Origin of the sequence: Streptomyces sp. KL116D, assembly GCF_030766975.1 — a bacterium.
Taxonomy (GTDB): Bacteria; Actinomycetota; Actinomycetes; order Streptomycetales; family Streptomycetaceae; genus Streptomyces; species Streptomyces longispororuber_A.
The window spans coordinates 144,159-168,686 of record NZ_JASERH010000009.1; the positions used below are offsets into that span (position 1 = coordinate 144,159).

Sequence of the window (24,528 nt, forward strand, 5' to 3'; positions counted from 1 at the left end):
GAGTCGTTCACCCCAACGCCCCTACCTCACCGTGTCGTTGTAGTCCGTCCGCGGGTCGCACTGCGGAGGCAGCAGCGCGGGGTAGGGGCGGCGGCGCACCCGCTGCTGCCAGCGCCGGTCGGCATGGCGCAGGCTCTGGAGGACGCCCCACATACGGGCGTCCTTGTCGAAGAACTCGCGTACCTCACGCGCCGTCAGATCGATCCCAAGGACGGCGCGCGCCCGGTCGAGGACGAATTCCAGGTGCTGTTCGAGGCCGACCCGGATCAGATTGCCCGCCAGGTCCCGCACCGCCGTACGCGGAGAGTGGTACGCGTCGATGACGCCCGGCAGCACCAGACGTGCCAGGGCGGGCCGCAGCACCGCCGGGCAGCCGCGCACGAACAGCGCCGTCGACAGACGGTCCTTGCCGGAGGCGTCCCGGATGAACGGTGTCGACACGTCGAGCAGGGCGAGGCTGCCGTCCTCGCGGACCTGCCAGTTGGGCAACTGCGGCTCCATGAACGCGTGTTGGTCCACGCCGCGCCCGGCGGCCTCCACGACGGCGGCGAGAATCTCCTCGGCCTCGGCCCTCGTCCCGTTCTTGCAGCGGCCGGTGGCCATCTCCTCGGGACGCAGATACGGCTGCACCAGATAGCCGAGGGTGCCCCAGCGCGGATGGTCGACGACGTGCAGCGACGTGTCGACGACGTGCACCCCGCGCTCCTCCATGGTCGCGGTCCATTCGTCCAAGACGCTTTGGAACGAGGTCAGTTCGGCGCGCACGCGGAACGGCGGGAGGCGTTTGACGACGATACGGGGATCAGTGGGCGGCCACGCCACGGCGAGCGTGATCTCGCCGAACCCGACGACGTTCAGATCGCCCGGACCGCCGTCGGCTATGCAGGCGTCGATGCGGGTGTGGGCCTGGGCGACGAGGTCGGCCTGGTTGTTCGTCGGCGGTGTGGCCGGGGAAGGCGCCCCAGGTGGCGTTCGGGGTGAGGTAGCCGACGCCAGTCCAGGCGTTGACGGCGAGCGTGCCGTAGCGGAGGTCGGCGAGGGCTTCGTCGAAGGCGGTGCCCAGGGTGCGCAGCGTCGCCGGGTCGGCGATCACGTTGATGCACCCCGGCGTCACCGAGCGCGAGATACGGGACCCCGCCCTGCTCGGCGCCGCCAGCCTCGGCCTCGACGAGATCGGCGACCACCTGCTCAGCGACGTACAGAGCGGCATCGGCGTCGTCCACAACGCCCTGCTCCTCGCACAGGCCGAACGCACCGTCGTACGCGGCCCGTTCCGACCCTCACCACGCTCCCTGGTGCGCGGCGAGTGGTCGCTCAGCCCGAAGCCCCCGTGGTTCGTGTCGAACCGGACGGCGGCCACCACCGGTCGCCGCCTGGTCGACTTCCACGCCCGCCCGCGCTGGTCGGCCCTGCCGGGCATCTTCGCCTCGGCGCTGCGGCTGACGAAGGACCGACCGGCTCGGTCTCAGTCGACGCGCACGATGTCGTCCGGCCGCCAGGTCTGGTCGTAGAACGCGGCTTCGGTGCCGTACAGCCGCAGGCAGGCGACGAAGTTCCGTCCGGGGACGGTCTGGATGAAGGCGCAGTCCGCGACACCGTCGGGCTGACGGGGTCCGAACCACACGTCGATCGAGCCGTCCTCGTTCTTCGGGATGTCGTAGTACCCGTTGGTGGACGGCAGGAGTTGTTCGGTCTCGGGCATCGTGCCGTCGGTGATGTTGTACGCGGTCACGGCCCAGAACAGCTGGGCGGGCGGCGACGGCGGCAGATGCAGTCGATAGCTGCGGGAGCCGTCGAGGAACTCGCCGTCCGCGTCACGGATCGTGTACGGGTACTTCGACCCGGCGCCGGTGCTGTGGACGTTCATGGCGGGCGCCGACGAGTACGCGTACTGGAAGAAGCGGGACCTCGCCTCGATGTCCAGGTATGACTCCTGCATCCACTCGGCGGTGCCGCCCACCCACGCCTCCTCCCACTGACGGTCGGAGTAGTAGTAGGTGCGCCCGTCGGCGCGGCCCAGCTGGGCGCCGGCGAGGATCATCCTCGGTGCGTCGGCGACAGCCCGGTCGAGAGCGGCGCGCTGCCAGTCGACGGGTTCGAACGGGCGGCCCTTGACGATCCCGAGGGCGGCCAGGACGCCGCGCAGTTCAGGGGTGATCGCCTCCACAGGCTCGTAGTCGACGAACTCCTTCAGCTTCGTCCAGAACGTGAAGTCCGTGGGGTACATCATCGCCAGACGCCTGCCGCTCGCGTTGGGGAACTGCATCGCGGGGACGTCCTTCGGCGGGACCCACAGCGGGTAGACCCGCGTCCGCTCCGCGAGTTCGACGGCGACGGACGGGTCGGGCCCGCCGTCGCCCCGGCCCATGACGGTGCGGAAGAACAGGAAGACGTTGTACGTCGACGACTCGAAGGTGTAGTACCCGTCCGGGACATGACCGGTGTAGTGGGGCGGCAGCAGGAGGAACAGACCGCCGCGGCCGCGGTCGGGACCGACAGCGCCGACGTCGGTGATCGTCCGCTGGAAGAAGTCGGTGAACATGCCGATGACGTTCGGCGGCGCGTTGACGACGAGCGGCCCGGTCTCCTTGAGGTCCAGGTAGCTCATCGAATAGATGACGTCCGCGTTCGGCGTCGGTACCCACGCCCGGCTGTCCATCCGGTCCTTCCAGATCGGCAGCACGTGGTAGCCCCTGCCGAACGCCTCCTGAGAGCCGTCCCGCAGTCCGATGACGTTGAGGGCGGGAAGCATCGTCATGTACGCGTGCACGGCGCGCTGGTACAGCAGTTCCGAGCGCAGGGACTCCGCTTCCTCATGGGGCAGCCAGTTTCCGTCGTTGATCCGGCCCACCAGGGGCGACACGGGGGCCTCCCCCTTCGGCTCCGCCACCGAGTCACGCTCGGACGCCTGGGACATCGCGCTCTCCTCCGTCTGCGGTGCGCGGCCGCGCGGACTTCGCCCGCAGAGCCGGCGTCTACGAGGACAGCGCACCACAAGCGCCGCGCTGTCGCCTGCCGAGACGAGCCGCGGTGCTGAACTGACGACCTGACCACCATCCATCCGGACACTCCCGGAACCCACATGGGCCAACCGGTTGGATTACCGGCCCGCGACAGTGGTGTCGCCTCCCGCGCGAAGCGGCCGCGCATTCCCATGGGAAGCATGCTCAAAGCCTGCTTGCTTGTCCCTGCGGTCACCGTTGGCTCTCTGGCCCTGACGGCGACAGCGTCCCCAGCCGTCGCGGCCGACACCACCGTCGACTTCGGCTACACCGGCGTGCCGCAGACCTTCGTGGTGCCGGACGGAGTCTGCCGGTTGCACATCACCGCCTATGGCGCCGAGGGCGGCACCGGCGCCGCCGCGGCGGGCGGCCACGGGGCCGAGGTGAGCGGCACCGTGGACGTCGAACCCGGACAGGTGCTGCGGGCACTGGTGGGCGGCCAGGGGGGTACTGCCACCACGGCGGGAGGCGCAGGCGGCTTCAACGGTGGAGGCGCCGGCGGACCGGCCGACGGCTCCACCGGCGGGGGCGCCGGCGGCGGCGGAGCGACGGTCGTCGTCCTCGCCGGCCAGGAAGTGGTCGTGGCCGGTGGCGGAGGTGGCGCGTCACCGGGGGCCACCGCACTGCACGGCGGCGCCGCAGGACGTGACGGACAGGCCGGAGGGCAGGACACCGCCCAGGGCCACGCGACGGCCGGTGGCGGGGGCACCGGTTCCGACGCGGGCGGGGTAGGAGGAGAAGGCGGTACGTCCACGGTGGCGGGCACCACCACCGAGGGCGGAGCAGGCACCGACGGCTCGCGGCTGCAAGGCGGTACCGGTGGAGCGGGCGCAGCATCGTTCGGGACCGGCGAGGGCGGCGGCGGAGGAGGCGGCGGCCTGCGGGGTGGCGGCGGTGGAGGAGGCGGTGCGAACGGCCTCGGCGCCGGTGGCGGCGGCGGTTCCAGCCTCGCACCCGCCGGCGCCGACATCATCGCCGGCGCCCGGAAGGGCAACGGGGCGGTCTCCATCAACTTCGACGCATCGGGCGAGGACGGTTGCGGCGGCCCCTCGCCGTCACCGACCCCCTCGCCCACTCCATCGCCCACGGACACAGGTGGCGGCGGGAGCCCCACCCCGACTCCCCCGCCCTCCAGCCCCATGGCGACGCCGACCGGCGGCCGACCCGGTTCCGACGGTCAGCTCGCCGACACCGGACCCACTGAACCTGTCTGGTTCTGGGGCGGCGCAGCGGGGGTCCTGATCACTGCGGGTGCGTGGTTGACCCGGCTCGGACGCCGCGGCCCGTCCTGAGGGCATCGAGGACCGGGGAGTGCGCCCGGTCAGCTGAGGCGTTCGACGCGTGGCGGGGGCCAGGTGGCGTCGAGGATCTCCTGCTGGGGCCAGTAGGCGCGGATGTAGAGGGAGAAGGCGTCCGCGGGGGCGGGGAGCCAGTTCGCGGCGGGAGCGCCCTCGGGCGGGGTGTTCCCGACGTACAGGGTGAGCGACCCGTCATCGCCGTGGACGAGGTCGGGGTTCTTCGTGCCCAGCGAGTACCGGCCCAGCTCGTTCTCGTAGTAGAAGTGGTGCTTGTTGTAGAGGGTGACCGAGAAGAAGCCGTTGACCGGGGGCAGTTGGCCGGCGGCGAAGCGCAGCGCGTAGCCGTGGGTGCCGTCGAGCTGGGTGCCGTCGATGTCGGTGTCGGTGAAGAGGTACTTGGTCTCCTGCGGCGCGTTCTCGAACATGTTGGAGCGGGCGATCGCGGTCCGGGTGAGGTAGTCCGTGCCGAACGCGGAGTTGTTCGTCGGGGAGAACCAGTTGCGGAGTTGTTCGTCGGGGAGAACCAGTTGTTGCCGGCCGGCGGGCCGTTGAACTCCCAGCGCAGCAGCGGGGTGATGAGCTCCTGCTCGGCCTCGCGCGCCACCTCGGTCAGGGTCTGCTTGACCTCGGGCGACCTGCCGGCCGCGGCCAGCAGGTCGCGGAACTGGCGGTAGAGGGCCTCCTCGCCGGGCAGCGGCGGCACGGTGTCGAGGACTTCGGGGAGCTGGTCGAAGAAGTGCTCCGGGTCGACCCAGCGGATCTCCGCGTCGCCCGCCTCGCCCGGGACGGGGAAGGTCGGCACGTTCGCCCAGTCGTCGGTCTTCATCGTCCCGTCGAACTGGTCGAGCGGGTAGATCGTGACGTAGGGCAGGATCTCCATGACCTTCGCCCGGTCCTCCGGGGTGTCCTCGATGAACACGCGCGGGCAGAACGCGGCCAGGGCCGTGGTCGAGCGGAACGAGCCGGTGATGCCGTCGGGAAGTTCACCCTTCCAGTTCGGGCCGACGACGGCGTAGAAGCCGGGCTTCGTGCCGTACTGCTTGCCCATCCGGGCGAAGGAGTCCGTGCGGTGGTCCCACGCGGCCGCGACCCAGAACCGGTCCCCGAAGTCAGGGATCTGGAAGACCGCGGGCTGCTCGTCGATGCTGCCGAACCCGAACCCGAACCCGTACAGCACGTCCTGGTTGGTGCAGGCGACGAAGCGCTGGCCCGCCGGGATGTAGTCCGTCATCATGCACACCCGGCCGAGCGGAGCGTTCGGCAGTACGCCGCCGCGCAGGCCCGGCTCCGGCACCGACGTCAGCGCCGTGCGGCGGTTGATCATCGAGACCATCGGCCAGCCCCACAGGTAGGCGGTCCTGCCCATGGCCCGTACGAACGACTCCGGCATCCGAGCCTGTGCTCCCGCCCCTGCGACCTCTGACGACATCCCCTGCCTCGTTTCCCGCGCTGGCCACGTCCGACAGTTCGGACGCCAGGAGCGTGCGGCCCGGCCGGCGATCGCTGTGGACCGTTCCAGCGACATGGCCGCTCGTCACCCGAGGAACGACAAGCGCACCTGCCGTCGAGGGTTGTCCTTGTTGATATCCACGAGGCACACCGACTGCCACGTCCCCAGTTCGAGGCCGCCCGCCACCACCGGCAGCGTCGCGTGCGGGGGCACGATCGCCGGGAGGACGTGGTCGCGGCCGTGGCCGGGGCTGCCGTGGCGGTGCTGCCAGCGGTCGTCGGCGGGAAGCAGGGTGTGCAGGGCGGCGAGGAGGTCGTCGTCGCTGCCGGCTCCCGTCTCGATGATCGCGATGCCCGCCGTGGCGTGCGGGACGAAGACGTTGAGGAGGCCGTCGCGGCCCCGGGCGACCTCGCGGAGGAAGTCCTCGCAGTCGCGGGTGAGGTCGGCGATCCGTTCGTCGGAGCCGGTCGTGACGTTCAGGACTCGGGTGGTGAAGGCATCGGACATGAGGCCATTGTCGCCCCGCCGGCCGGACGGGCGAGCGCACCGACCGCCCGGAACCTGACACGACCGGTCCACTCGGTGAGACGGCATTGACCGTGTGTCGACAAACTGGCTACGTTCTGCGGCATGTTGCGTTCAGCCATGCTCACCACGCGCGGTCACATCGACCTGCTGCGGGTGGCCTCTGCCGCGTGTCGCCGCGGCTGCTGACGCCCTTCCCCACCTGCGTTCCAGCGCTTCTCTCCGTCCTTTCCCCTCTTTCCCCTCGTTCTCCGTCTTGCCCTTCATCGCCCCGGCCTGCGCACGTGCCGGCGTGCCGCTGACGCACGTCCGCTGCCCCCGGGGCGCACCCTCCCCTGCCGTGGAGTGCCATGAGCATCAGTCATGCCCCGCCCGAGGCCGCCCCGGCCGACCTGTCCGTCGGTCCGGACGTGTCGCCGAACGGGCCCGAGCTCGAAGCCCTCGTCCCCTCCTCCACCCGCCGCACCCGTGTCCCACGCTGGCTGCGGCGCACCTCCGGCCCGATCCTTCTGCTGATCCTGTGGCAACTCCTCAGCTCCACCGGGGTGTTGACGAAGGACGTCCTGGCTCCGCCGGGCACGATCGCACGCGTCGCAGGGGACCTCGTCAGCGACGGATCGCTGCCCACGGCGATGGGCGTGTCCCTGCAACGCGTCGCGGTGGGGCTGCTGTTCGGCGTCGTGGTCGGCGTCGGGCTCGCTCTGCTGTCCGGGCTCTTCCGGGTCGGCGAGGATCTCGTCGACGCCAGCGTGCAGATGCTGCGGACGGTGCCGTTCGTCGGCCTGATCCCGCTGTTCATCATCTGGTTCGGGATCGGCGAGGCGCCGAAGATCGCCGTCATCACGCTCGGCGTCTCCTTCCCGCTCTATCTCAACGTGTACGCCGGAATCCGCGGCGTCGACTCCCAACTCATCGAGGCGGGCGAGTCGTTGGGGCTCAGCCGGTGGGGTCTCGTCCGGCACGTCGTACTGCCGGGCGCCCTGCCCGGCGCCATGACCGGCCTGCGCTACTCGCTCGGCATCGCCTGGCTCGCCCTCGTCTTCGCCGAGCAGATCAACGCGGACGCCGGCATCGGCTTCCTGATGGTGCAGGCCCGGGACTTCCTGCGGACCGACGTAATCGTCGTCTGCCTGGTCGTCTACGCCTTCCTCGGCCTCCTCGCCGACTTCGTCGTCCGTTCCCTCGAAAGGCTGCTGCTGCAATGGCGACCGACGTTCACCGGCCGGTGACCCCCAGGACCGAGGGGCTCGCCGTCAGCGTGGCCGGCCTCACCCGTTCGTTCGACGGCCGTGCCGTCATCGACGACCTCCTGCTGGAGGTGCGGCCGGGCGAGTTCGTCGCCCTGCTCGGCCGCAGCGGCTGCGGGAAGTCGACGCTGCTCCGGATCCTGGCCGGGCTCGACCGGGACATCGAGGGCACCGTCCTCGTACCGCGCCGCAAGGCGGTGGCGTTCCAGGCGCCGCGCCTGATGCCGTGGAAGCGGGTCTGGCGCAACGTACTGCTCGGGCTGCCCGGAAAGCCCGAACGGGCCGTCGCCGAGCGGGCGTTGGACGAGGTCGGCCTCGGTCACCGGGTGACCGCCTGGCCCAAGACGCTGTCCGGCGGCGAGGCCCAGCGCGCCTCGCTCGCCCGCGCCCTGGTGCGCGAACCCGATCTGCTGCTGCTCGACGAACCGTTCGGCGCCCTCGACGCGCTGACCCGGATCAAGGCCCAGCGCCTGGTCGACGAACTGTGGCAACAGCGCGGCTGCGCCGTGCTGTTGGTGACGCACGACGTCGAGGAGGCCGTGCTGCTGGCCGACCGGGTGCTCGTGATGGACGACGGCGTCATCGCGTACGAGACCCGGGTCGACCTGGAGCGCCCGCGCGACGTCACCGATCCGCGCTTCGCCGAGGTACGCGCGGAACTGCTGCGCCGCCTCGGGGTCGACGACGACCACGCAGGCCCTGCCACGGACGACCGGCCGGCCGTCGCCGCCCCTGCCCCTCCGACCCAAGTGCGGAAGCAGCCCGCCGCCTGAGAAGACGCATCACGCATCCCCTGGCCACTGCTCAGCACGCCTCATCACCTCTGGCTCTTCGTCACCCCTCACCCCTCATCCTTCGTCCCTCGTCCCTCACCCATCACCCCTCGTCCCTCACCCCTCACCCCTCACTCCTCATCCCTCGTCCCTCACCTCGAACGGACTGGCCCCATGCGACGCCCACTCCTCCCCGCCCTGCTCGCCCCGCTCGCCCTGCTCCTCGCCGCCTGCTCCGGCGCCTCGTCCGCCAGCACGTCCACCGGAGGCGGCAGTGGAGGCGGAACCGACGGGAACGGGTCCTTGACCCTGAACGTCGGTGACCAGAAAGGCGGTTCGGAAGCGGTGCTGCGCGCCGCGGGTGAGCTCGACGGCCTGAAGTACAAGATCCGCTGGTCCACGTTCACCTCCGGGCCGCCCCTGCTCGAAGCGGTCAACGCCAAGGCCGTGGACATCGGCGGCGTCGGCAACACGCCGCCCGTCTTCGCGGCGGGCGCCGACTCGAAGATCAAGGTCGTCGCCGCCAGCCACGGCACCGCCAAGGGCGACACCGTCCTCGTCCCGAACGACTCGAAGCTCACGGCCCCGGCGCAGCTGAAGGGCCGGTCGGTCGCGGTGGCGCAGGGGTCGTCGGCGCACTACAACCTGGTCGCGACGCTCCGCAAGGCGGGGCTCGGGCTCGACGACGTCAAGGTCAAGTACCTCCAGCCGGCCGACGCGCTGGCCGCGTTCACCGCCGGCAAGGTCGACGCCTGGGCGGTCTGGGACCCGTACACCTCGCAGATCCTGCGCGGCAAGCAGGGCCGTGTGCTCAGCGACGGCGACGGGCTCAGCAACGGACTCGCCTTCCAGGTCGCCTCCCCCACCGCCCTCGCCGACCAGAAGAAGTCCGCGGCGATCAAGGACTACCTCGACCGGCTGCGGCGCGCCCAGGACTGGGTCTACAAGCACCCCGAGGCGTGGGCGAAGGTGTGGGCCAAGGACACCGGCCTGCCCTACGACGTGGCGCTCGACGCGGTGAAGCGGACGAACGGCACCCGGGTGACCGTCGCCGTCGACAAGGGCGCCATCGCGTCCGAGCAGCAGATAGCCGACACGTTCACGAAGCTGAAGCTGATTCCGCGCAAGGTCGACTTCGGGGACTTCGTCGACACCCGCTTCAACGGCGATCTGCGCGCCTCCACCGCCGCCCCGCGCTCGTACGCCAAGGAGTCCTGAACCCATGAGCGTCCATCTGCACTGGTTCCTGCCGACCGGCGGCGACGGCCGCACGCTCGTCGACCGGCACGCCTTCAGCGGCGGAGCGCTCGACCGCACGCCGGGCGGCGCGATCGCCGGCGTGCGCGCACCCGACATCGACTACCTCGTCCAAATAGCCAAGGCGGCCGAGCAGTTGGGCTTCGAGGCGGTACTCACGCCGACCGGTACGTGGTGCGAGGACGCGTGGCTGACGACCGTGGCACTCGCCCAGCACACGGAGCGGCTGAAGTTCCTCGTCGCCTTCCGGCCCGGCGTCATCTCGCCCGTGCTCGCCGCACAGATGGCGTCCACGTACCAGCGCCTCACGCGGGGGCGGCTGCTGCTGAACGTCGTGACCGGTGGCGACTCCACCGAGCAGCGCCGCTACGGCGACCACCTCGACCACGACCGGCGCTACGCCCGCACCGACGAGTTCCTCTCCGTGGTCCGCGGCGTGTGGGGCGGCACCCCGCAGACCCCGTACGACTTCGGCGGCGAGCACTACCAGGTCGACGCTGCCTTCTCCGCGCTCGCGCCCGACCCGCGGCCGCAGATCTTCTTCGGTGGATCGTCGGCCGCGGCCGGACCGGTCGCCGCGCGGCACACGGACGTATACCTGACCTGGGGCGAGCCGCCGGAGCAGGTGAAGGAGAAGATCGACTGGATCCGGTCGCTCGCCGAGGCGGAGGGGCGGACCGTGCGGTTCGGCATCCGGCTGCACACGATCTCCCGGGACTCGGCGCGCGACGCGTGGACGACCGCGGACCGGCTGCTCGACGACCTCTCCCCCGAGACGGTCGCCGCCGCGCAGGCCGCGCTCGGCCGCAGCGAGTCGGTGGGGCAGCAGCGGATGCTCGCGCTGCACGGCGGCAAGCGGGAGGGCCTGGAGATCTCGCCCAATCTGTGGGCGGGCGTGGGCCTGGTGCGCGGTGGCGCGGGCACGGCGCTCGTCGGCAGTCACGCGGAGGTCGCCGACCGCATCGAGGAGTACCACGCGCTCGGTGTCGAGCACTTCGTGCTGTCCGGCTATCCGCACCTGGAGGAGGCGTACTGGTTCGGCGAGGGAGTGATCCCGGAGCTGGCGGCCCGCGGCCTGGTCGCCACGGCCGTCCGCGGCGGCGGCGCTCCGCTGCTGGTCGCGGGCGGGCGCTGAGCCGCGGCGCGCCAGCGGGAAGATCTCGGGCCCCGGTCGAGTTGGTAGAAGCGTGAACGAAACCGGGGCACGAGAAGCGGCGGACGTACGGCAGGTCGACGTGGTGGTCATCGGCGCCGGACAGGCCGGACTGTCCGCCGCCCACCATCTGCGCCGGGTGGGGTTCGTACCGGACCGCGACTTCGTCGTCCTCGACCACGCGCCCGCGCCGGGCGGCGCCTGGCAGTTCCGCTGGCCCTCGCTCACGTACGGCAAGGTGCACGGCATGCACGCCCTGCCGGGCATGGAACTGACCAGCGCCGATCCCGCCCGGCCGTCGTCGGAGGTCATCGCCGAGTACTTCGCCGACTACGAGGAGACCTTCGACCTGCGCGTCCGCCGTCCGGTCGACGTGCGCCGGGTACGCGAGGGCGACGGCGGGCGGCTGCTGGTCGAGACGTCGGCCGGGGACTGGTCGACGCGCGCCCTGATCAACGCGACGGGGACCTGGGACCGGCCGTTCTGGCCGCGCTACCCGGGCCAGGAGACGTTCCGCGGGCGGCAGTTGCACACGGCGCAGTACCCGGGTCCCGAGGAGTTCGCCGGGCAGCGGGTCGTCGTGGTCGGCGGCGGCGCGTCCGGGACGCAGCACCTGATGGAGATCGCCCCGTACGCCGCGGCGACGACCTGGGTCACCCGGCGCCCGCCGGTGTTCCGCGACGGCCCGTTCGACGAGAACTGGGGCCGGACCGCGGTGGCCATGGTCGAGGACCGGGTCCGGGAGGGGCTCACGCCGCTGAGCGTCGTCTCGGTGACCGGTCTCCCGATGAACGACGCGATCCGCGCGGCCCGGGCGAACGGCGTCCTGGACCGGCTCCCCATGTTCGACCGGATCACGCCCACCGGCGTGGCCTGGGACGACGGGCGGGAGGTCGAGGCCGACGTGATCCTGTGGGCCACCGGGTTCCGGGCGGCGATCGACCATCTCGCACCGCTGAAGCTGCGGGAGCCGGGCGGCGGCATCCGGATGGACGGCACGCGCGCGGCACTCGACCCGCGGGTGCACCTGGTGGGGTACGGGCCGTCGGCGAGCACGATCGGCGCGAACCGGGCAGGCCGTGCGGCGGTGCGGGAGATCCAGCGGCTGCTCGCTCAGGACACTCCGGTCACGGTCTGACGTCCGATGGGGGCGCGGCCGTCCGTACCGCGCCCCGCCGACCTGACGACGGTCAACTGTCCTTCTTGGCGGCGGCCTGGTTCTTGTTGAACTCCGCGACGTTGCGCTGCTGTTCGTCGAAGTCCGCGGTGAACCGGGTGTCGCCCGGCTTCACCGTCACGAAGTACAGCCAGTCGCCCTGCGGCGGGCTGATCGCCGCCTTCATGGCCTGCTCGCCCGGATTGCCGATCGGCGACGGCGGCAGACCCATGCGCGCGTAGGTGTTGTACGGGTTGTCGAGGTCGGTGTCCTTCTTGCTGGTCTTCAGCGTGGACCGGCCGAGCGCGTAGTTGATCGTGGAGTCCATCTGCAGCGGCATGCCGTGGTCGAGGCGGTTGTAGATGACGCGGGCGACCTTGCCCATGTCCTCCTTGTTGTCGGCCTCGGCCTCGACGATGCTCGCGATGGTGACGGTCTGGTACAGGTTCACCGCGCCGCGGTCGGCGCCCGCCGTGGTCCCGCCACCCGTGAACTTCTTGTTCGCCGTGGCCACCATGTACGCCAGCACGGACTGCGGGGTCGACTTGTCGCCGAGGGGATACGTCGCCGGGAAGAGGTACCCCTCGGGGTTGCCGCCCGCGTCACTCGGAAGCTTGAGGCCTGCCTTGGGCATGGCCTTCTTGGTCGTGCCGGCCGGGACGCCGAGGGCCTTGTCGACGGCGTCGTACACCTGGCCCGAGCGCCAGCCCTCGGGGATGGTCAGGGCTGTGGGCCGCCCCTCGTCGGCGCCGGACAGGGCCAGCGGAACCGCGACGGCGGTGGCCGCCACGACGGCCCCGGTCGCCATCAGGGCGAGGCGCCCTCTGCGCGTGAGTCGGATCGTGCTCCGTCGCGGAGTCTCGTTCAGCATGCGGGAACGGTAACCCGCACTTCGGGGCATTCCTGGCATATCTTCATGTCGGCGGCCGCACCGGCCCCGGGTGGGCCAGTGCCGCGGTGGCGCTCCCGCACGAGCCGCCGCCGTCCGGCTCAGGCGGCCGTCGTCTCCAGCTGCGCGTCGCGCCGCACCAGTGCCGCGTACCGGCCGTCGCGCTCCAGGAGCTCCTCGTGGGTGCCGCGCTCGGCTATGCGCCCGGAGTCCAGGACCACGATCTGGTCGGCGCCGCGCACGGTGGAGAGGCGGTGCGCGATGGTGAGCGTGGTGCGGTCGGCCGAGAGGGCGTCGATGGCTTCCTGCACGGCGTGCTCGGTGCGCGTGTCGAGGGCGCTGGTCGCCTCGTCGAGGATGAGGATCGGCGGGTCCCGCAGGATGGTGCGGGCGATGGCCAGGCGCTGCTTCTCGCCACCGGAGAAGCGGTGACCGCGCTCACCGACCACGGTGTCGTACCCGTCGGGCAGCCCGGCTATGTGGTCGTGGATCTGGGCGGCCCTGGCCGCGGCGTACAGCTCCTCGTCCGTGGCGTCGGGCTTGGCGAACCGCAGGTTCTCCGCGACCGAGGCGTGGAAGAGGTACGTCTCCTGGGAGACGACGCCGACGGCGCGCGCGAGGGTGTCGAAGTCCAGGTCGCGCACATCGACCCCGTCGACCGTGACACGCCCGCCCGTCACGTCGTACAGACGCGGCACGAGGTAGCTGAGCGTGGACTTGCCGGAGCCGGTGGGTCCGACGACGGCGAGGCTGCCGCCCGCGGGGATCGTGACGTCGATGCCGTCGAGGATCGGTGCCTGCCGGTCGTCGTCCGCGTCGTAGCGGAACGTCACGTCCTGGAGACGGACCTCGCCCTTGATGGTGTCCAGGCGGACGGGGTTCTCCCGCTCGGTGATGTCGACGGGCAGGTCGAGGTACTCGAAGATGCGCTGGAACAGGGCGAGCGAGGTCTGGATCTGGACGCCGGTCTGCAGGAGGCTCACGGTCGGCCGGAACAGGCCCTGCTGGAGGGAGACGAACGCGACGAGCGTGCCGATGGAGACGCCCGGCCCGCCGAGCTGGAAGGCGATGCCGGCCGCCCAGTAGATGACCGCGGGCATGGCGGCCATGACGATGCTGATGACGGCCATCCGCCAGCGCCCCGCCATGTTCGACCGGACTTCGAGGTCGACCAGTTCGTCCGACTCGTCGGCGAAGGACTTGGTGAGGGAGTCGGCGCGGCCCATGGTGCGGCCGAGCAGGATGCCGCTCACGGAGAGCGACTCGGTGACCGTGGCGGCCATGGCGGCCATCTGCTTCTGGCGCTCGGTGGCGATCTTCTTGCGCTCGCGGCCGACGCGGCGGGCGATCCACACGAAGACCGGCAGCAGCAGGAGGGAGACGACCGTGAGGCGCCAGTCGAGGGCGACCATGGCGACGATCGTGGCGACGACGCTCGTCAGGTTCGAGACGAGGGACGTCGCGGTCGAGGTGACCGTCGCCTGCATGCCGCCGATGTCATTGGCGATGCGGGACTGGACCTCGCCGGTGCGGGTCCTGGTGAAGAAGGCGAGCGACATGCTCTGCAGCCGCCCGTACACGGCGGTGCGCAGGTCGTGCATGACGCGCTGGCCCACGGTCGTCGAGATCAGGGTCTGCAGCACGCCGAAGACACTGGTGACGACGGCGCTGAGGATCATGCCGAGGGCGAGCAGGCTGAGCAGCCCGGTGCGGCCCTGCGGGATGGCGACGTCGAGGATCTCCTTGAGCAGGAACGGCGTCGCGACCGTCACCAGCGACGCGGCGGCCACCAGCAGCCCGACGAGGGCGAGGCGGGCGCGGTAGGGACGGAAGAGGGACAGGATGCGGCGGATCTGGCGCGGCTGGCCCGATGACTTCGCATCGGGGGGCGGCGTCCAGTTGATGTCGTCGTGGCGCATGGGCCTCCTACGGCGTGAGAGAGCAGGGTGCGGGTCCGGCGGCAGAGGTCGGGCTCGACTTTGAGGAGCATAGCTCATTGTTACCTATACTCACAATGCACAAGGTCCTGCTAATGTTCCCGGCATGAGTACCCCGGACGCCGACGGCTTCCTCGCCGAGCAGCTGCTGCGGCTCACCCGCCGCCTGCACCGCATCCAGAAGCGGCAGCTGGAGCCGGTCGGGATCACCCCCGCGCAGTCCCGGCTGCTGCGCACGCTGGTGCACTACGAGACGCCGCCGCGGATGGCGGACCTGGCGCAGCGGCTCGAGGTGGTGCCGCGCGCCGTGACCACGGTCGTGGACGGCCTGGAGGCCAACGACCTGGTGCGCCGGATGCCCGATCCGACCAATCGCCGGGTCATCCGGATCGAGCTGACCGACAAGGGGCGGGCCGCCCTGCGGGAGCTGCGCAGCGCGCGGCGCGCGGCCGCAGAGGAGATCCTTGCCCCATTGGACGCGGAGCAGCGCGCCCAGCTGACGGTCCTGCTGAACGCGCTGTTCGAGTCCCCGCACGTCCCCGACTGCTGACCACGACCACGACCGCCCCCTCCCCCTTCACCGCACCACGAGCCACGACCCGCACACCACGACTGGAGAGCCATGCCGCTGCTGGAGCCGAAGCCGGAAGCCCTGCGTCCCGGGTCCCGCCCGTCGGGTCCGGCCCCCGACCGGGTCGCCGACCGGCAGGCGGGCGGCACGCCCGAGCCGCTGCGCTCGGAGCTGACGGAGCTGCTCGGCGCGGACAAGGTGCTCACGAAGATCTCCGACCTGGTGCGGTACGCGTCGGACGCCAGTCCGTACCGCTTCGTGCCGCAGGTCGTGGTGGTCGCCGAGGACATCGACGACGTGTCGGCCGTCCTGTCGTACGCGCACGGCAAGGACCGCGAGGTCGTCTTCCGTGCGGCGGGCACGTCGCTGAACGGGCAGGCGCAGGGCGAGGACATCCTGGTCGACGTCCGCAAGTTCTGGTCGGGCGTCGAGGTCATCGGGGACGGCTCGCGGGCACGCATCGGCCCCGGCACGACGATCGTGCGGGCCAACGCGACGCTGGCGCGGCACGGCCGGGTGCTCGGCCCCGACCCGGCCAGCGCGATCGCCTGCACGATCGGCGGCGTCGTGGCGAACAACGCGTCGGGCATGACGGCGGGCACGACCCGGAACTCGTACCGGACGGTCGCCTCGCTCACCTTCGTGCTGCCCTCGGGCACCGTCGTGGACACCGGCGACCCGCGCGCGGACGAGGATCTGGCCCATGCCGAACCGGAGCTCTGCGAGGGCCTGCTGGCGATCAAGCGGGAGATCGAGGAGGACGCGGAGCTGACCCGCAGGATCCGCGCCAAGTACGAGATCAAGAACACGAACGGGTACCGGCTCGACGCGTTCCTGGACGGGTCGACGCCCGTCGAGATCCTGCGCGGTCTCATGGTGGGCTCGGAGGGCACCTTCGGGTTCATCTCCGACGTCGTCTTCGACACCCTGCCGCTGGACCGGAAGGTGTCGACGGCGCTGCTGTTCTTCCCGTCCCTGACGGCGGCGGCCGCGGCGGTGCCGGTGTTCAACGAGGCGGGCGCGCTGGCCGTGGAGCTGATGGACGGCAACACGCTGCGTGCGTCGGTCAGCGTGCAGGGCGTGCCGCAGGACTGGGCGCGGCTGCCGAAGGAGACGACCGCGCTCCTGGTGGAGTTCCGGGCGCCGGACGAGGAGCGGCAGGCGGCCTTCGAGGTGGCGGCGGCCAAGGTGCTGGAGGGTCTCGAACTCGTGGCGCCCGTCGCCTCGGTGACCAATGAGTTCACCCGGGACGCCAAGGCGATCGGCGGCTACTGGAAGGCGCGCAAGGCGTTCGTGACGGCGGTCGGCGGTTCGCGTCCGTCGGGCACGACGCTGATCACGGAGGACTTCGCCGTGCCGCCCGGCCGGCTCGCCGAGGCCTGCGAAGCCCTGCTCGAACTGCAGACGCGCCACGGCTTCGACGCGGCGGTCGCGGGCCACGCCGCGCACGGCAACCTGCACTTCCTGCTCGCCTTCGACGCGGGCAAGCCGGCGGACGTGGACCGGTACGCGGCCTTCATGGACGAGTTCTGCCGGCTGACGGTCGAGCGGTTCGACGGCTCCCTGAAGGCCGAGCACGCCACGGGCCGCAACATCGCGCCGTTCCTGGAGCTCGAATGGGGGCCCCGCGCCACGGAGTTGATGTGGCGCACCAAGCAGGTCATCGACCCGGACGGGGTGCTGGCCCCGCGCATCGTGCTCGACCGCGACCCGAAGGCGCACCTGCGGGGTCTCAAGACGATCCCGAAGGTGGAGCTGATCGCCGACCCGTGCATCGAGTGCGGCTTCTGCGAACCCACCTGCCCCAGCGAGGACCTGACGACGACGCCGCGTCAGCGGATCGTGCTGCGCCGCGAAATGATGCGCCAGCCATCCGGTTCACCGGTCGAGGACGCGCTGATCGACGCGTACGGGTACGACGCGGTCGACACCTGTGCGGGCGACTCGACCTGCAAGCTGGCCTGCCCGGTCGGCATCGACACCGGGGCCTTCATGAAGGACTTCCGGCATGCGCGGCACTCGCCCCGCGAGGAGCGGGTGGCGGCGCTCGCCGCGAAGAACTTCAAGGCCGTCGAGGCGTCGGCGCGGCTGGCCGTGGCCGCCGCCGGCAAGATCGGCGACCGGCTGCTGACCTCCGTGACCACCGCCGCCCGCAAGGCGGTCCGGCCCGACCTGGTGCCCGAGTGGCTGCCGGAGGTCCCGGCCGCGGCCGCACGCAAGCTCCCCCGCACCAGGCGCGTGGGCGCCTCGGCCGTCTACTACCCGGCGTGCGTGAACCGCATCTTCGGAACGCCGGGGGACGTGTCGCTCCCCCAGGCCGTCGTGGCGGTCTCCGCGCGCGCGGGGCGGCCGGTGTGGATCCCCGAGGACGTCGCCGGGACGTGCTGCGCCACGATCTGGCACTCCAAGGGCTACGACGAGGGCAACAAGGTGATGGCGAACCGGATCGTCGAGGCGGCCTGGGGCTGGACCGCCGGTGGCCGGCTGCCGCTGGTCGTGGACGCCTCGTCGTGCACGCTCGGCATCGCGCACGAGGTGGTGCCGTACCTCACCGACGAGAACCGGGAGCTGCACGCGGAGCTGACGATCGTCGACTCCCTCGTGTGGGCCGCCGAGGAGCTGCTGCCGCATCTGACGGTGGAGCGGACCATCGGTTCCGCCGTGCTCCATCCGACGTGCTCCATGGAACACCTCGGCGACGTCGCCCAGTTGAGGGCGGTCGCCGAGGCCTGTGCCGACGAGGTGGTGATCCCGGACGACGCGGGCTGCTGCGCCTTCGCGGGTGACCGGGGCATGCTCCACAAGGAGTTGACCGAGTCGGCGACCCGCAAGGAGGCCGCGGAGGTGACGTCCCGCGCCTACGACGCGCATCTGTCGGCGAACCGGATGTGCGAGGTCGGCATGGACCATGCGACGGGCCGCTCCTACTACTCGGTGCTGGTGGAGCTGGAGCGGGCGACCCGGCCGGCCCGGCCGGCTGCGACGCGCAACTGACCTTCGGACCACCCCAGTCGGCGTGGTCGTTGCCGTTGCCGTCCTCGGCGTCGGTGGCGACCAGGCCGACGAACTGGGTGCCGGTCACGTAGACGACTTCACCCAGGTGGTGTCGCTCAGATAGGAGTCCCCCGCCGGGACGGCTGCGGCGGCGGTCGTCCGCGTCGTCGAGGTGTCGGTGACCGTGCGGCCTTCGACGTCGTAGTGGCGGCCGTGGCGGTCAGTTCGTACGCGCCCGCCCGTCTCGTGGCCGAGGCTGCCAGACAGCCACCGCAGCTCGCGCGGGAATTGGGCCGGATCGGCCACCACCTGGCCCTGCGGCGCCGGTGGCCGGGTGCGCCACGGAGTGTGCCGTCCGCGGCTCGTCGAGTCCAAAGGCTCGGCAAAGGAAGTCCAACTCCCTGACCACTTCGGTCCCTTGCGCCCCGGTCTCACCCCCTCCAAGGTGGCAAGCGCTTGCCAGGCACCGCACCCACCATCTTTGGAGGTCCGATGCACGACAACGACAACCGGCCCGCCCACACCGACCGGCCCACGGACGGCGACCGGCTCGACACCCCCGGCCCCGACGGCCACTCCCGGCGCGACGTGCTGCGCACCGCGGGCGTCGCGGGCGCCGGGCTCGGCCTCGCCGCGTTCGGCCCGGGCGCCGCGCAGGCCGCGCCCGGCCAGGAGGGCCGGGCCGACGCCGACGCCGCGCAGGAGGCCGCCGCGCCGGCCCGGCAGGGCGCGACGATGATCGGGGTGCCGTTCGACCGCCGGTCCACCGTGCGCGTCGGCATCATCGGCCTGGGCAACCGCGGCGGCAGCATGATCGACCTGTTCCTGGCGATGCCGGGCGTCCAGGTCGTCGCGCTGTGCGACCCGGTGAAGGACAAGACGGAGCGCGCGGCGGCCAAGGTGACGGCCGCGGGCCAGCCGGCCCCGGCGACGTACACCAAGGGCGACCACGACTTCGAGAACCTGTGCAAGCGCGGCGACATCGACTTCGTGTACGCGGCGACGCCCTGGGACTGGCACTTCGAGATGGCGAAGACGGCCCTGCTGAACGGCAAGCACGTCGGCGTGGAGTGTCCGGTCGCGCTCCAGCTCGACCAGCTGTGGGAGCTGGTGAACCTCTCGGAGCGCACCCGCAGACACTGCATGCAGCTGGAGAACTGCTGCTACGGCCGCAACGAGATGCGGGTGCTGCGGATGGCGCACGCGGGCAAGTTCGGCCAACTCCTGCACGGGGCGGGCGCGTACAACCACGATCTGCGCGGCCTGATGTTCGACCCCGACTACTACGAGGGTCCGTGGCGCCGGCTGTGGCACACGCGGTTGCGCGGTGATCTGTACCCGAACCACGGCTTCGGTCCGGTCGCCAACTACATGGACGTGAACCGCGGCGACCGGGTCACGCACATCTCCAGCTTCGGTACGCCTTCGCTCGGTCTGGCCGAGTACCGGGAGGCGAACATGCCGAAGGGCGACCCGAGTTGGAAGGAGACGTACATCGAGTCGGACCGCACGATCAGCCTGGTGCAGACGGCGAAGGGCCGGGTGATCCGTCTCGAGCACGACGTGTCGACCCCGCACCCGTACTCCCGGATCAATCAACTCGGCGGCACCAAGGGCGTGTTCGAGGACTATCCGGAGCGCATCTACATCGAGCCCGACCACACGAACGACGCGTGGGGCGACTTCGCGAAGTACGCCGACTGGGACCACTGGCTGTGGAAGGAGCACGCCAACCCGCCCGGTGGGCACGGCGGCATGGACTACATCATGGTGTACCGGCTGATGCAGACGATGCGCCTCGGTCTCGTGCCGGACTTCGACGTGTACGACGCGGTGACCTGGACATCGCCGGTGCCACTGAGCCATCTGTCCATCAAGGCGAAGGGCGCGCCGCAGCCGATCCCGGACTTCACCCGGGGCGAGTGGCGCAAGAAGCGCGGCGGCGTGGACTCGGACAAGCCCGCCGAGGCCTGAGCCGGGTGCGGGGCCCGGACCGTCGCGGCCCGGGCCCCGCACTGCATCAGCAGCGGTGCCGGTCGAGGGTCAACACGCCCTGCTCCGTGCGGATTTCACGGTCGTAGCAGCCTCCGGGGCCGTGCACGCGGTAGCGCTCCCCGGTGGTGGCGACGGCGTGCCGTTCCTCGCGCGGGGCGTTCGCCGCGTACGTCGCGTCGCCGGTGTACGTGTCGTCGAGCACGGTCGGAGCGCCGCCGCCGAGGCCGGTCTCGGCGCGGTCGCCGAGGGTGATCACGGTGCGCAGCCGGTCGTCGGCGCCGAGGGTGGTGGTGCCGTCCATCGTGTACGTGCGGTTCGTGCGCGCCGTGCGCCCGCCGGTGCGCACGGTCTCCCGGTCGGTCCAGGTGGCGGTCAGCGTGTCGGTGGTCTCGCCGTCGGTCCAGCGGTGCACGGAGGTGTTGGCGAGGGTCCGGGTGACGGTGGTGGCGACCCGGCCGTGCGAGGTGTCGACGTAGCCGCTGGCGCTGAACCGGTGTCCGCCGTCGGTGTCGAGCCGGTGCTCGGCGGTCGGCGAACCGGGCGTGTAGACCGCGGAGTTGGCGAGGTCGCCCGTCTCGTGGGCGGTGAGTCCGCCGGTGACGTGGGCACGGTGGGCGTCCTGCCAGACCAGCACGTTGACCGGGGTGCTCCAGCCGCTCTGCCCCGTGGGGACGCCCGCGACAGTCACCTCGACGCGGTGCGGCCTGCCGTCGTTGAGGAGCCCGGCGAACGGCGTGAGGTCGTACTCGATCGGCTTGATGTCGAAGGCGCGTGGGCCCGGAATCACGTACCAGAGGAAGGGGTTGGACCAGCCGCCGGTCCACACGGTCGGGAACGGGGCGGCGATGCCGGCGAGTTGGCCGTCGACCGTGACCTGCACCTCCCGGTACGGTCCGCCCTCGGCCTTGCAGGAGTAGGGGGCGGCGTCGGGCACGGTCAGGTACCAGTACTCCTCGCAGCCGCCGCCGGAGCCGGTGGCGTACACCTCGGCGACGAGCCGCTCACTGTTGCGCGGGGTGGTGAGGGTGCCGTCGTCGGCGAGGGTGAGCACCTGGTCGGGCGTGCGGTCGGACCGCGCCGGTCGGCCGCCGGCGGGCCGGGTCCCCTTGGTCTCGGCGGAGTAGAACGTGAGGGTCGCCCTGACGTCGATGACGCCCGTGTAGGTGTCGTTCACGACGTTGCCGATGAGCATCTCGACCGGCTGCCGCCCGCGCAGCGTGTCGCTGTAGCGGGTGACGTCCTTCTCGACGGTCCAGGCGATGCCGTCCGGGGAGGGTTCGGGCGTGGACGTGCGCAGGACCTCCACGCCGCCGATGTGCAGATAGCCGAGCCGGTCGAACTGACGGCCCTTCACCTTGCCGTCCAGCCGGAGGACGACCTTGCTCCAGCGGTCGCCGCAGCCCTTCGGCGGGGTGTAACTCCCCTTGTAGGGCGTGAAGTCGCGGAACTGCGTCTCGGCGACGGTGACCTCGCACGACGTGGTGTGCGGCTTCGGCACGGGCGGGGCGGCGGTGACCGGGTCGTGCCAGTCGGTGCCGAACTCCGCGGGGACGTCGGGCCGTTGAGCCGCCGCCGCGGACGAGCCGGGCGCGAGGAGGGCGCCCGCCGCGAGGATCGCCCCGGCGAGCATGGACATGACGCGTCTTCTCATGGGCGGAGTTCTACGGTGCCCGCGGCGGTCGGCGCAACCAGGGGCGGGCACGTGGGCCCTCGCCTTGCGGAGGGTCTCGACCGGGTTCCGCCGCGCCAGTACGCTCCCGGCGCACCGGGGGAAGCGGGGGAAGCGATGAGCCTGAGCGACGTGGGCGCCGCAGGGAGCGCGGACGACGGCAACGCGGACGACGCCAGCGCGAGCGACGGCAGCGCGAGCGGCGCCAGCGCGCGCGGCGGCAGCGCGAGCGGCAGGACGCGGCTGGGCGGGGAACCGGACCGGCCCCTCCGTCTCGCCCCGACACCCTGGCGCCCTCTGTTCGGCGTACTCGCCCTGTATGCGGGCGTGTTGACCCTGCTGTCGGCCCGGTACGGCTACCACCGCGACGAGTTGTACTTCCTCGCCGCCGGACGCCGGCTCGCCTGGGGGTACGTCGATCAGCCTCCGCTCACCCCGCTGCTGGCCCGCGCGTCCACCGCACTCTTCGGTGACAGTCTGGCCGGGCTGCGGGTCTGCGCGACGCTCGCCGCCGTGGCCACGGTGCTCGTGGTCGCCCTGGTGGCCAGGGAGTTGGGCGGCGGGCGTGGCGCCCAACTGCTCGCGGCCGTCCTGACGGCGGTCGGCGCGCAGGCGCTCGCGGTCGGGCACATGGTGTCCACGGCGACCTTCGATCTTCTGGTGTGGGTGGGCGTGAGCCTGCTCGTGCTGCGGGTGCTGCGCACCGGGGACGGCCGCTGGTGGCTCGCGGTCGGCGCGGCCGTCGGGATCGGCGTGCAGAACAAGTACCTGGTGGTGCTGCTCGCCGCCGTGCTCCTCGCGGCGATCGGCTGGGTCGGGCCGCGCGGCGTGCTGCGCAGCCGCTGGTTCGTCGGCGGATGTCTGGTGGCGGGGGCGCTGGCCGCGCCGAACGTGGTGTGGCAGGCCGCGAACGGCTGGCCGCAGTTCACGGTGGCGCAAGGCATCAGCGAGGACGACGGCGCCGAGAACCGCGCTCTTCTCGTACCGCAGCAACTCATCTATCTGGCACCGCTGTTCGTGCCGGTGTGGCTCGTCGGGTGGCGGCGGCTGTGGCGCGCGGCCGAGGTGCGCTGGGCGCGGGCGTTCGCGGTGGCGTACCCGCTGCTGTGCGCCGTCGTGCTCGCGGCCGGTGGCAAGGGCTACTACACGGTGCCACTGCTGGTCGTGCTGCTCGCCGCCGGGTGCGAGCCCACGGTGCGATGGGCACGCGGCGGTCGACCACGGACCCGGCGCGCCCTGCTCGCCGGTGTCGTCGGTCTCTCCGCCGTGCTGAACGCCGTGATCACCCTGCCGGTCCTGCCGCCCAGCGCGCTGGCCGTGCCGATGGCCCTCGACCCGGAGCAGGGCGAGCAGCTCGGCTGGCCCGAACTCGCCGACGCCGCCCGCGACGGCTGGCTGCGCATCCCGCCGTCCGAGCGCGACCGGGCCGTCCTGTTCGCCGGCAACTACGGCGAGGCGGGCGCCCTGGAACGGTACGGCCCCGCCCGCGGTCTGCCCGCCCCGTACTCGGGCCACATGAGCTACGCCGACTGGGGGCCGCCGCCCGATTCCGCGAACGGGCCCGTCCTCCTCGTCCGCCTGACCGACGCCTCCGCCATCGAGCGGCATTTCACCGGCTGCCGAACGGTCACCCACGTCGACAACGGGCATGACGTCGACAACGAGGAACAGGGCGCGGCGATCGTCCTGTGCGCGGGACCGGCACGGACGTGGTCGAGCCTGTGGCCGTCGCTGCGGCACGCCTACTGACCGCCTACTGACCGCCTCCTGACCGCCTCCTGACCGACGGACGGGGCCGCGGCCGGCGGCTACGCCTTGAGCTCGGCCTTGTCGCCCATCACGACGACCGGGTGCTGCGCGGGGTCGAGCGTCTTCAGCAGGTACTCCATGTCGCCCTTGGACTGGCTGACGCACGCCGACGTCCCACTGCCGTGGTCCATGTGCAGCCAGATGCTGCCGCCCTTGGACTGGCCCTCGGGGCGGGTCGGGTCGTTGGGCGAGGTGCCCTTGGTCCGGTTGTAGTCGATGGCGACGACGTAGTCGAAGTCGTGCCAGTGCGACTTGGCCCAGTAGTGCGGCGCCTGGAACGACGCGGACCGCGTGTACGGCAGCTTCGCGCCCGGGTCGGCGAGGACGCCGCCGGCATCGCTGAGCGTGAACACCCCTACGGGGCTGCGCTTGTCGCCCTCGCGGTGGTTCGTCGTCCAGCCCTTCTTGCCGTTGTGCCCGGACCAGCCGCGCTCCTTCTTCCACGTGTCGCCCGACTTGGAGTAGAGGACGATCGTCGAGTCCGCGGAGTCCTTGCCGTCGCCGTAGACCGCGACGACCTGCCGCGCGCTCGCCGGGATCTGCTTCTGGTAGCGGTCGCCCACGTCCGGGATGCGCTTGAGGTCGACGGATCGCGCCTCATCTCTCTGCGCGCCGTCCGCCGCCTTCCGACCGCTCTGCGTGTCACTGCCGTCGTCGCCGCTGCCGGAGCCGCACGCCGCCACCGTCGTCAGAAGGACCCCGCAGGCCGCCGCCGTGACGCCCGCTCGAACCACACCCGCCATACGCATGCGTTCCATGGTCGCACCACGGTCCACCGACCCTCGTGCCGGGACCGCGCACCG

Annotated in this window: 21 protein-coding genes and 1 pseudogene; 12 read left to right on the forward strand and 10 right to left on the reverse strand. The window is 71.6% G+C overall.

What is annotated here, in order from left to right; all coding sequences use genetic code 11:
* Positions 1-21: 21 nt before the first annotated feature.
* Positions 22-822, reverse strand: coding sequence for a DUF6206 family protein (locus RBJ77_RS03075; protein WP_372343555.1), 801 nt, complete (start codon positions 820-822; stop codon positions 22-24).
* A 242-nt stretch (positions 823-1,064) separates the two neighbouring features.
* Here RBJ77_RS03075 and RBJ77_RS03080 point away from each other — a divergent pair, with 242 nt between their 5' ends.
* Positions 1,065-1,511 (forward strand): hypothetical protein, encoded by a 447-nt coding sequence (locus tag RBJ77_RS03080; RefSeq protein WP_372343556.1) that lies wholly within the window; start codon positions 1,065-1,067, stop codon positions 1,509-1,511.
* On the opposite strand, the gene RBJ77_RS03085 is transcribed toward RBJ77_RS03080, so the two are convergent.
* A complete protein-coding gene (locus RBJ77_RS03085; RefSeq protein WP_372343557.1) occupies positions 1,466-2,917 on the reverse strand; it encodes a DUF1254 domain-containing protein in 1,452 nt (483 codons plus the stop codon). The two genes, RBJ77_RS03080 and RBJ77_RS03085, sit on opposite strands and share 46 nt — an antisense overlap.
* Before the next feature lie 261 nt (positions 2,918-3,178).
* On the opposite strand from RBJ77_RS03085, the gene RBJ77_RS03090 reads away from it, so the two are divergent.
* Positions 3,179-4,294, forward strand: coding sequence for a hypothetical protein (locus RBJ77_RS03090; protein WP_372343558.1), 1,116 nt, complete (start codon positions 3,179-3,181; stop codon positions 4,292-4,294).
* A gap of 29 nt (positions 4,295-4,323) precedes the next feature.
* Here the strand turns inward: RBJ77_RS03090 and RBJ77_RS03095 are convergent, their stop codons facing one another.
* The 3 genes and pseudogenes from RBJ77_RS03095 to RBJ77_RS03105 all read right to left on the reverse strand — a co-directional run bounded on the left by RBJ77_RS03095 (position 4,324) and on the right by RBJ77_RS03105 (position 6,257).
* On the reverse strand, positions 4,324-4,725 hold the full coding sequence (locus RBJ77_RS03095) for a DUF1214 domain-containing protein (RefSeq protein ID WP_372343597.1): 402 nt from the start codon (positions 4,723-4,725) through the stop codon (positions 4,324-4,326).
* Between the two features lie 434 nt (positions 4,726-5,159).
* Positions 5,160-5,825: pseudogene (locus RBJ77_RS03100) on the reverse strand (DUF1254 domain-containing protein); the annotation flags it as partial.
* 9 nt (positions 5,826-5,834) lie between these two features.
* Positions 5,835-6,257 carry a secondary thiamine-phosphate synthase enzyme YjbQ gene (locus tag RBJ77_RS03105; RefSeq protein ID WP_372343559.1) on the reverse strand — a complete coding sequence of 141 codons (423 nt, stop codon included), beginning with the start codon at positions 6,255-6,257 and terminating at the stop codon, positions 5,835-5,837.
* A 138-nt stretch (positions 6,258-6,395) separates the two neighbouring features.
* Here RBJ77_RS03105 and RBJ77_RS03110 point away from each other — a divergent pair, with 138 nt between their 5' ends.
* The 6 genes from RBJ77_RS03110 to RBJ77_RS03135 all read left to right on the forward strand — a co-directional run bounded on the left by RBJ77_RS03110 (position 6,396) and on the right by RBJ77_RS03135 (position 11,843).
* Positions 6,396-6,464, forward strand: a complete 69-nt coding sequence (locus RBJ77_RS03110; protein ID WP_351286961.1) for a putative leader peptide — start codon at positions 6,396-6,398, stop codon at positions 6,462-6,464.
* 161 nt (positions 6,465-6,625) lie between these two features.
* Positions 6,626-7,504, forward strand: coding sequence for an ABC transporter permease (locus RBJ77_RS03115; RefSeq protein ID WP_372343560.1), 879 nt, complete (start codon positions 6,626-6,628; stop codon positions 7,502-7,504).
* On the forward strand, positions 7,477-8,295 hold the full coding sequence (locus RBJ77_RS03120) for an ABC transporter ATP-binding protein (RefSeq protein WP_372343561.1): 819 nt from the start codon (positions 7,477-7,479) through the stop codon (positions 8,293-8,295). The genes RBJ77_RS03115 and RBJ77_RS03120 overlap by 28 nt, the downstream gene beginning before the upstream one ends.
* A gap of 174 nt (positions 8,296-8,469) precedes the next feature.
* The gene (locus RBJ77_RS03125) at positions 8,470-9,513 is read left to right on the forward strand and encodes an ABC transporter substrate-binding protein (RefSeq protein ID WP_372343562.1); all 1,044 of its coding nucleotides are present in this window, start codon (positions 8,470-8,472) and stop codon (positions 9,511-9,513) included.
* A gap of 4 nt (positions 9,514-9,517) precedes the next feature.
* On the forward strand, positions 9,518-10,687 hold the full coding sequence (locus RBJ77_RS03130) for an LLM class flavin-dependent oxidoreductase (RefSeq protein WP_372343563.1): 1,170 nt from the start codon (positions 9,518-9,520) through the stop codon (positions 10,685-10,687).
* A gap of 52 nt (positions 10,688-10,739) precedes the next feature.
* Positions 10,740-11,843, forward strand: a complete 1,104-nt coding sequence (locus RBJ77_RS03135; protein WP_372343564.1) for an NAD(P)-binding domain-containing protein — start codon at positions 10,740-10,742, stop codon at positions 11,841-11,843.
* A 52-nt stretch (positions 11,844-11,895) separates the two neighbouring features.
* Here RBJ77_RS03135 and mltG read toward each other — a convergent pair whose 3' ends face one another.
* A complete protein-coding gene (mltG, locus tag RBJ77_RS03140; protein ID WP_372343565.1) occupies positions 11,896-12,732 on the reverse strand; it encodes an endolytic transglycosylase MltG in 837 nt (278 codons plus the stop codon).
* Positions 12,733-12,851: 119 nt separating this feature from the next.
* A complete protein-coding gene (locus RBJ77_RS03145; RefSeq protein WP_372343566.1) occupies positions 12,852-14,669 on the reverse strand; it encodes an ABC transporter ATP-binding protein in 1,818 nt (605 codons plus the stop codon).
* Positions 14,670-14,793: 124 nt separating this feature from the next.
* On the opposite strand from RBJ77_RS03145, the gene RBJ77_RS03150 reads away from it, so the two are divergent.
* Both RBJ77_RS03150 and RBJ77_RS03155 read left to right on the forward strand, forming a co-directional pair.
* Positions 14,794-15,237, forward strand: coding sequence for a MarR family winged helix-turn-helix transcriptional regulator (locus RBJ77_RS03150; protein WP_255978792.1), 444 nt, complete (start codon positions 14,794-14,796; stop codon positions 15,235-15,237).
* A 72-nt stretch (positions 15,238-15,309) separates the two neighbouring features.
* The gene (locus RBJ77_RS03155) at positions 15,310-18,252 is read left to right on the forward strand and encodes an FAD-binding and (Fe-S)-binding domain-containing protein (protein WP_372343567.1); all 2,943 of its coding nucleotides are present in this window, start codon (positions 15,310-15,312) and stop codon (positions 18,250-18,252) included.
* Between the two features lie 84 nt (positions 18,253-18,336).
* Here the strand turns inward: RBJ77_RS03155 and RBJ77_RS03160 are convergent, their stop codons facing one another.
* Complete coding sequence (locus RBJ77_RS03160) at positions 18,337-18,558, reverse strand: hypothetical protein (RefSeq protein ID WP_372343568.1); 222 nt, start codon at positions 18,556-18,558, stop codon at positions 18,337-18,339.
* Positions 18,559-18,744: 186 nt separating this feature from the next.
* Between RBJ77_RS03160 and RBJ77_RS03165 the strand changes: the two genes are divergently transcribed.
* Complete coding sequence (locus tag RBJ77_RS03165; RefSeq protein ID WP_372343569.1) at positions 18,745-20,226, forward strand: Gfo/Idh/MocA family oxidoreductase; 1,482 nt, start codon at positions 18,745-18,747, stop codon at positions 20,224-20,226.
* 46 nt (positions 20,227-20,272) lie between these two features.
* Here the strand turns inward: RBJ77_RS03165 and RBJ77_RS03170 are convergent, their stop codons facing one another.
* Positions 20,273-21,898 carry a peptide-N4-asparagine amidase gene (locus tag RBJ77_RS03170; protein ID WP_372343570.1) on the reverse strand — a complete coding sequence of 542 codons (1,626 nt, stop codon included), beginning with the start codon at positions 21,896-21,898 and terminating at the stop codon, positions 20,273-20,275.
* 135 nt (positions 21,899-22,033) lie between these two features.
* Here RBJ77_RS03170 and RBJ77_RS03175 point away from each other — a divergent pair, with 135 nt between their 5' ends.
* The gene (locus RBJ77_RS03175; RefSeq protein WP_372343571.1) at positions 22,034-23,665 is read left to right on the forward strand and encodes a glycosyltransferase family 39 protein; all 1,632 of its coding nucleotides are present in this window, start codon (positions 22,034-22,036) and stop codon (positions 23,663-23,665) included.
* A 59-nt stretch (positions 23,666-23,724) separates the two neighbouring features.
* Here the strand turns inward: RBJ77_RS03175 and RBJ77_RS03180 are convergent, their stop codons facing one another.
* Positions 23,725-24,474, reverse strand: a complete 750-nt coding sequence (locus RBJ77_RS03180; RefSeq protein ID WP_372343598.1) for a hypothetical protein — start codon at positions 24,472-24,474, stop codon at positions 23,725-23,727.
* Positions 24,475-24,528 lie beyond the last annotated feature (54 nt).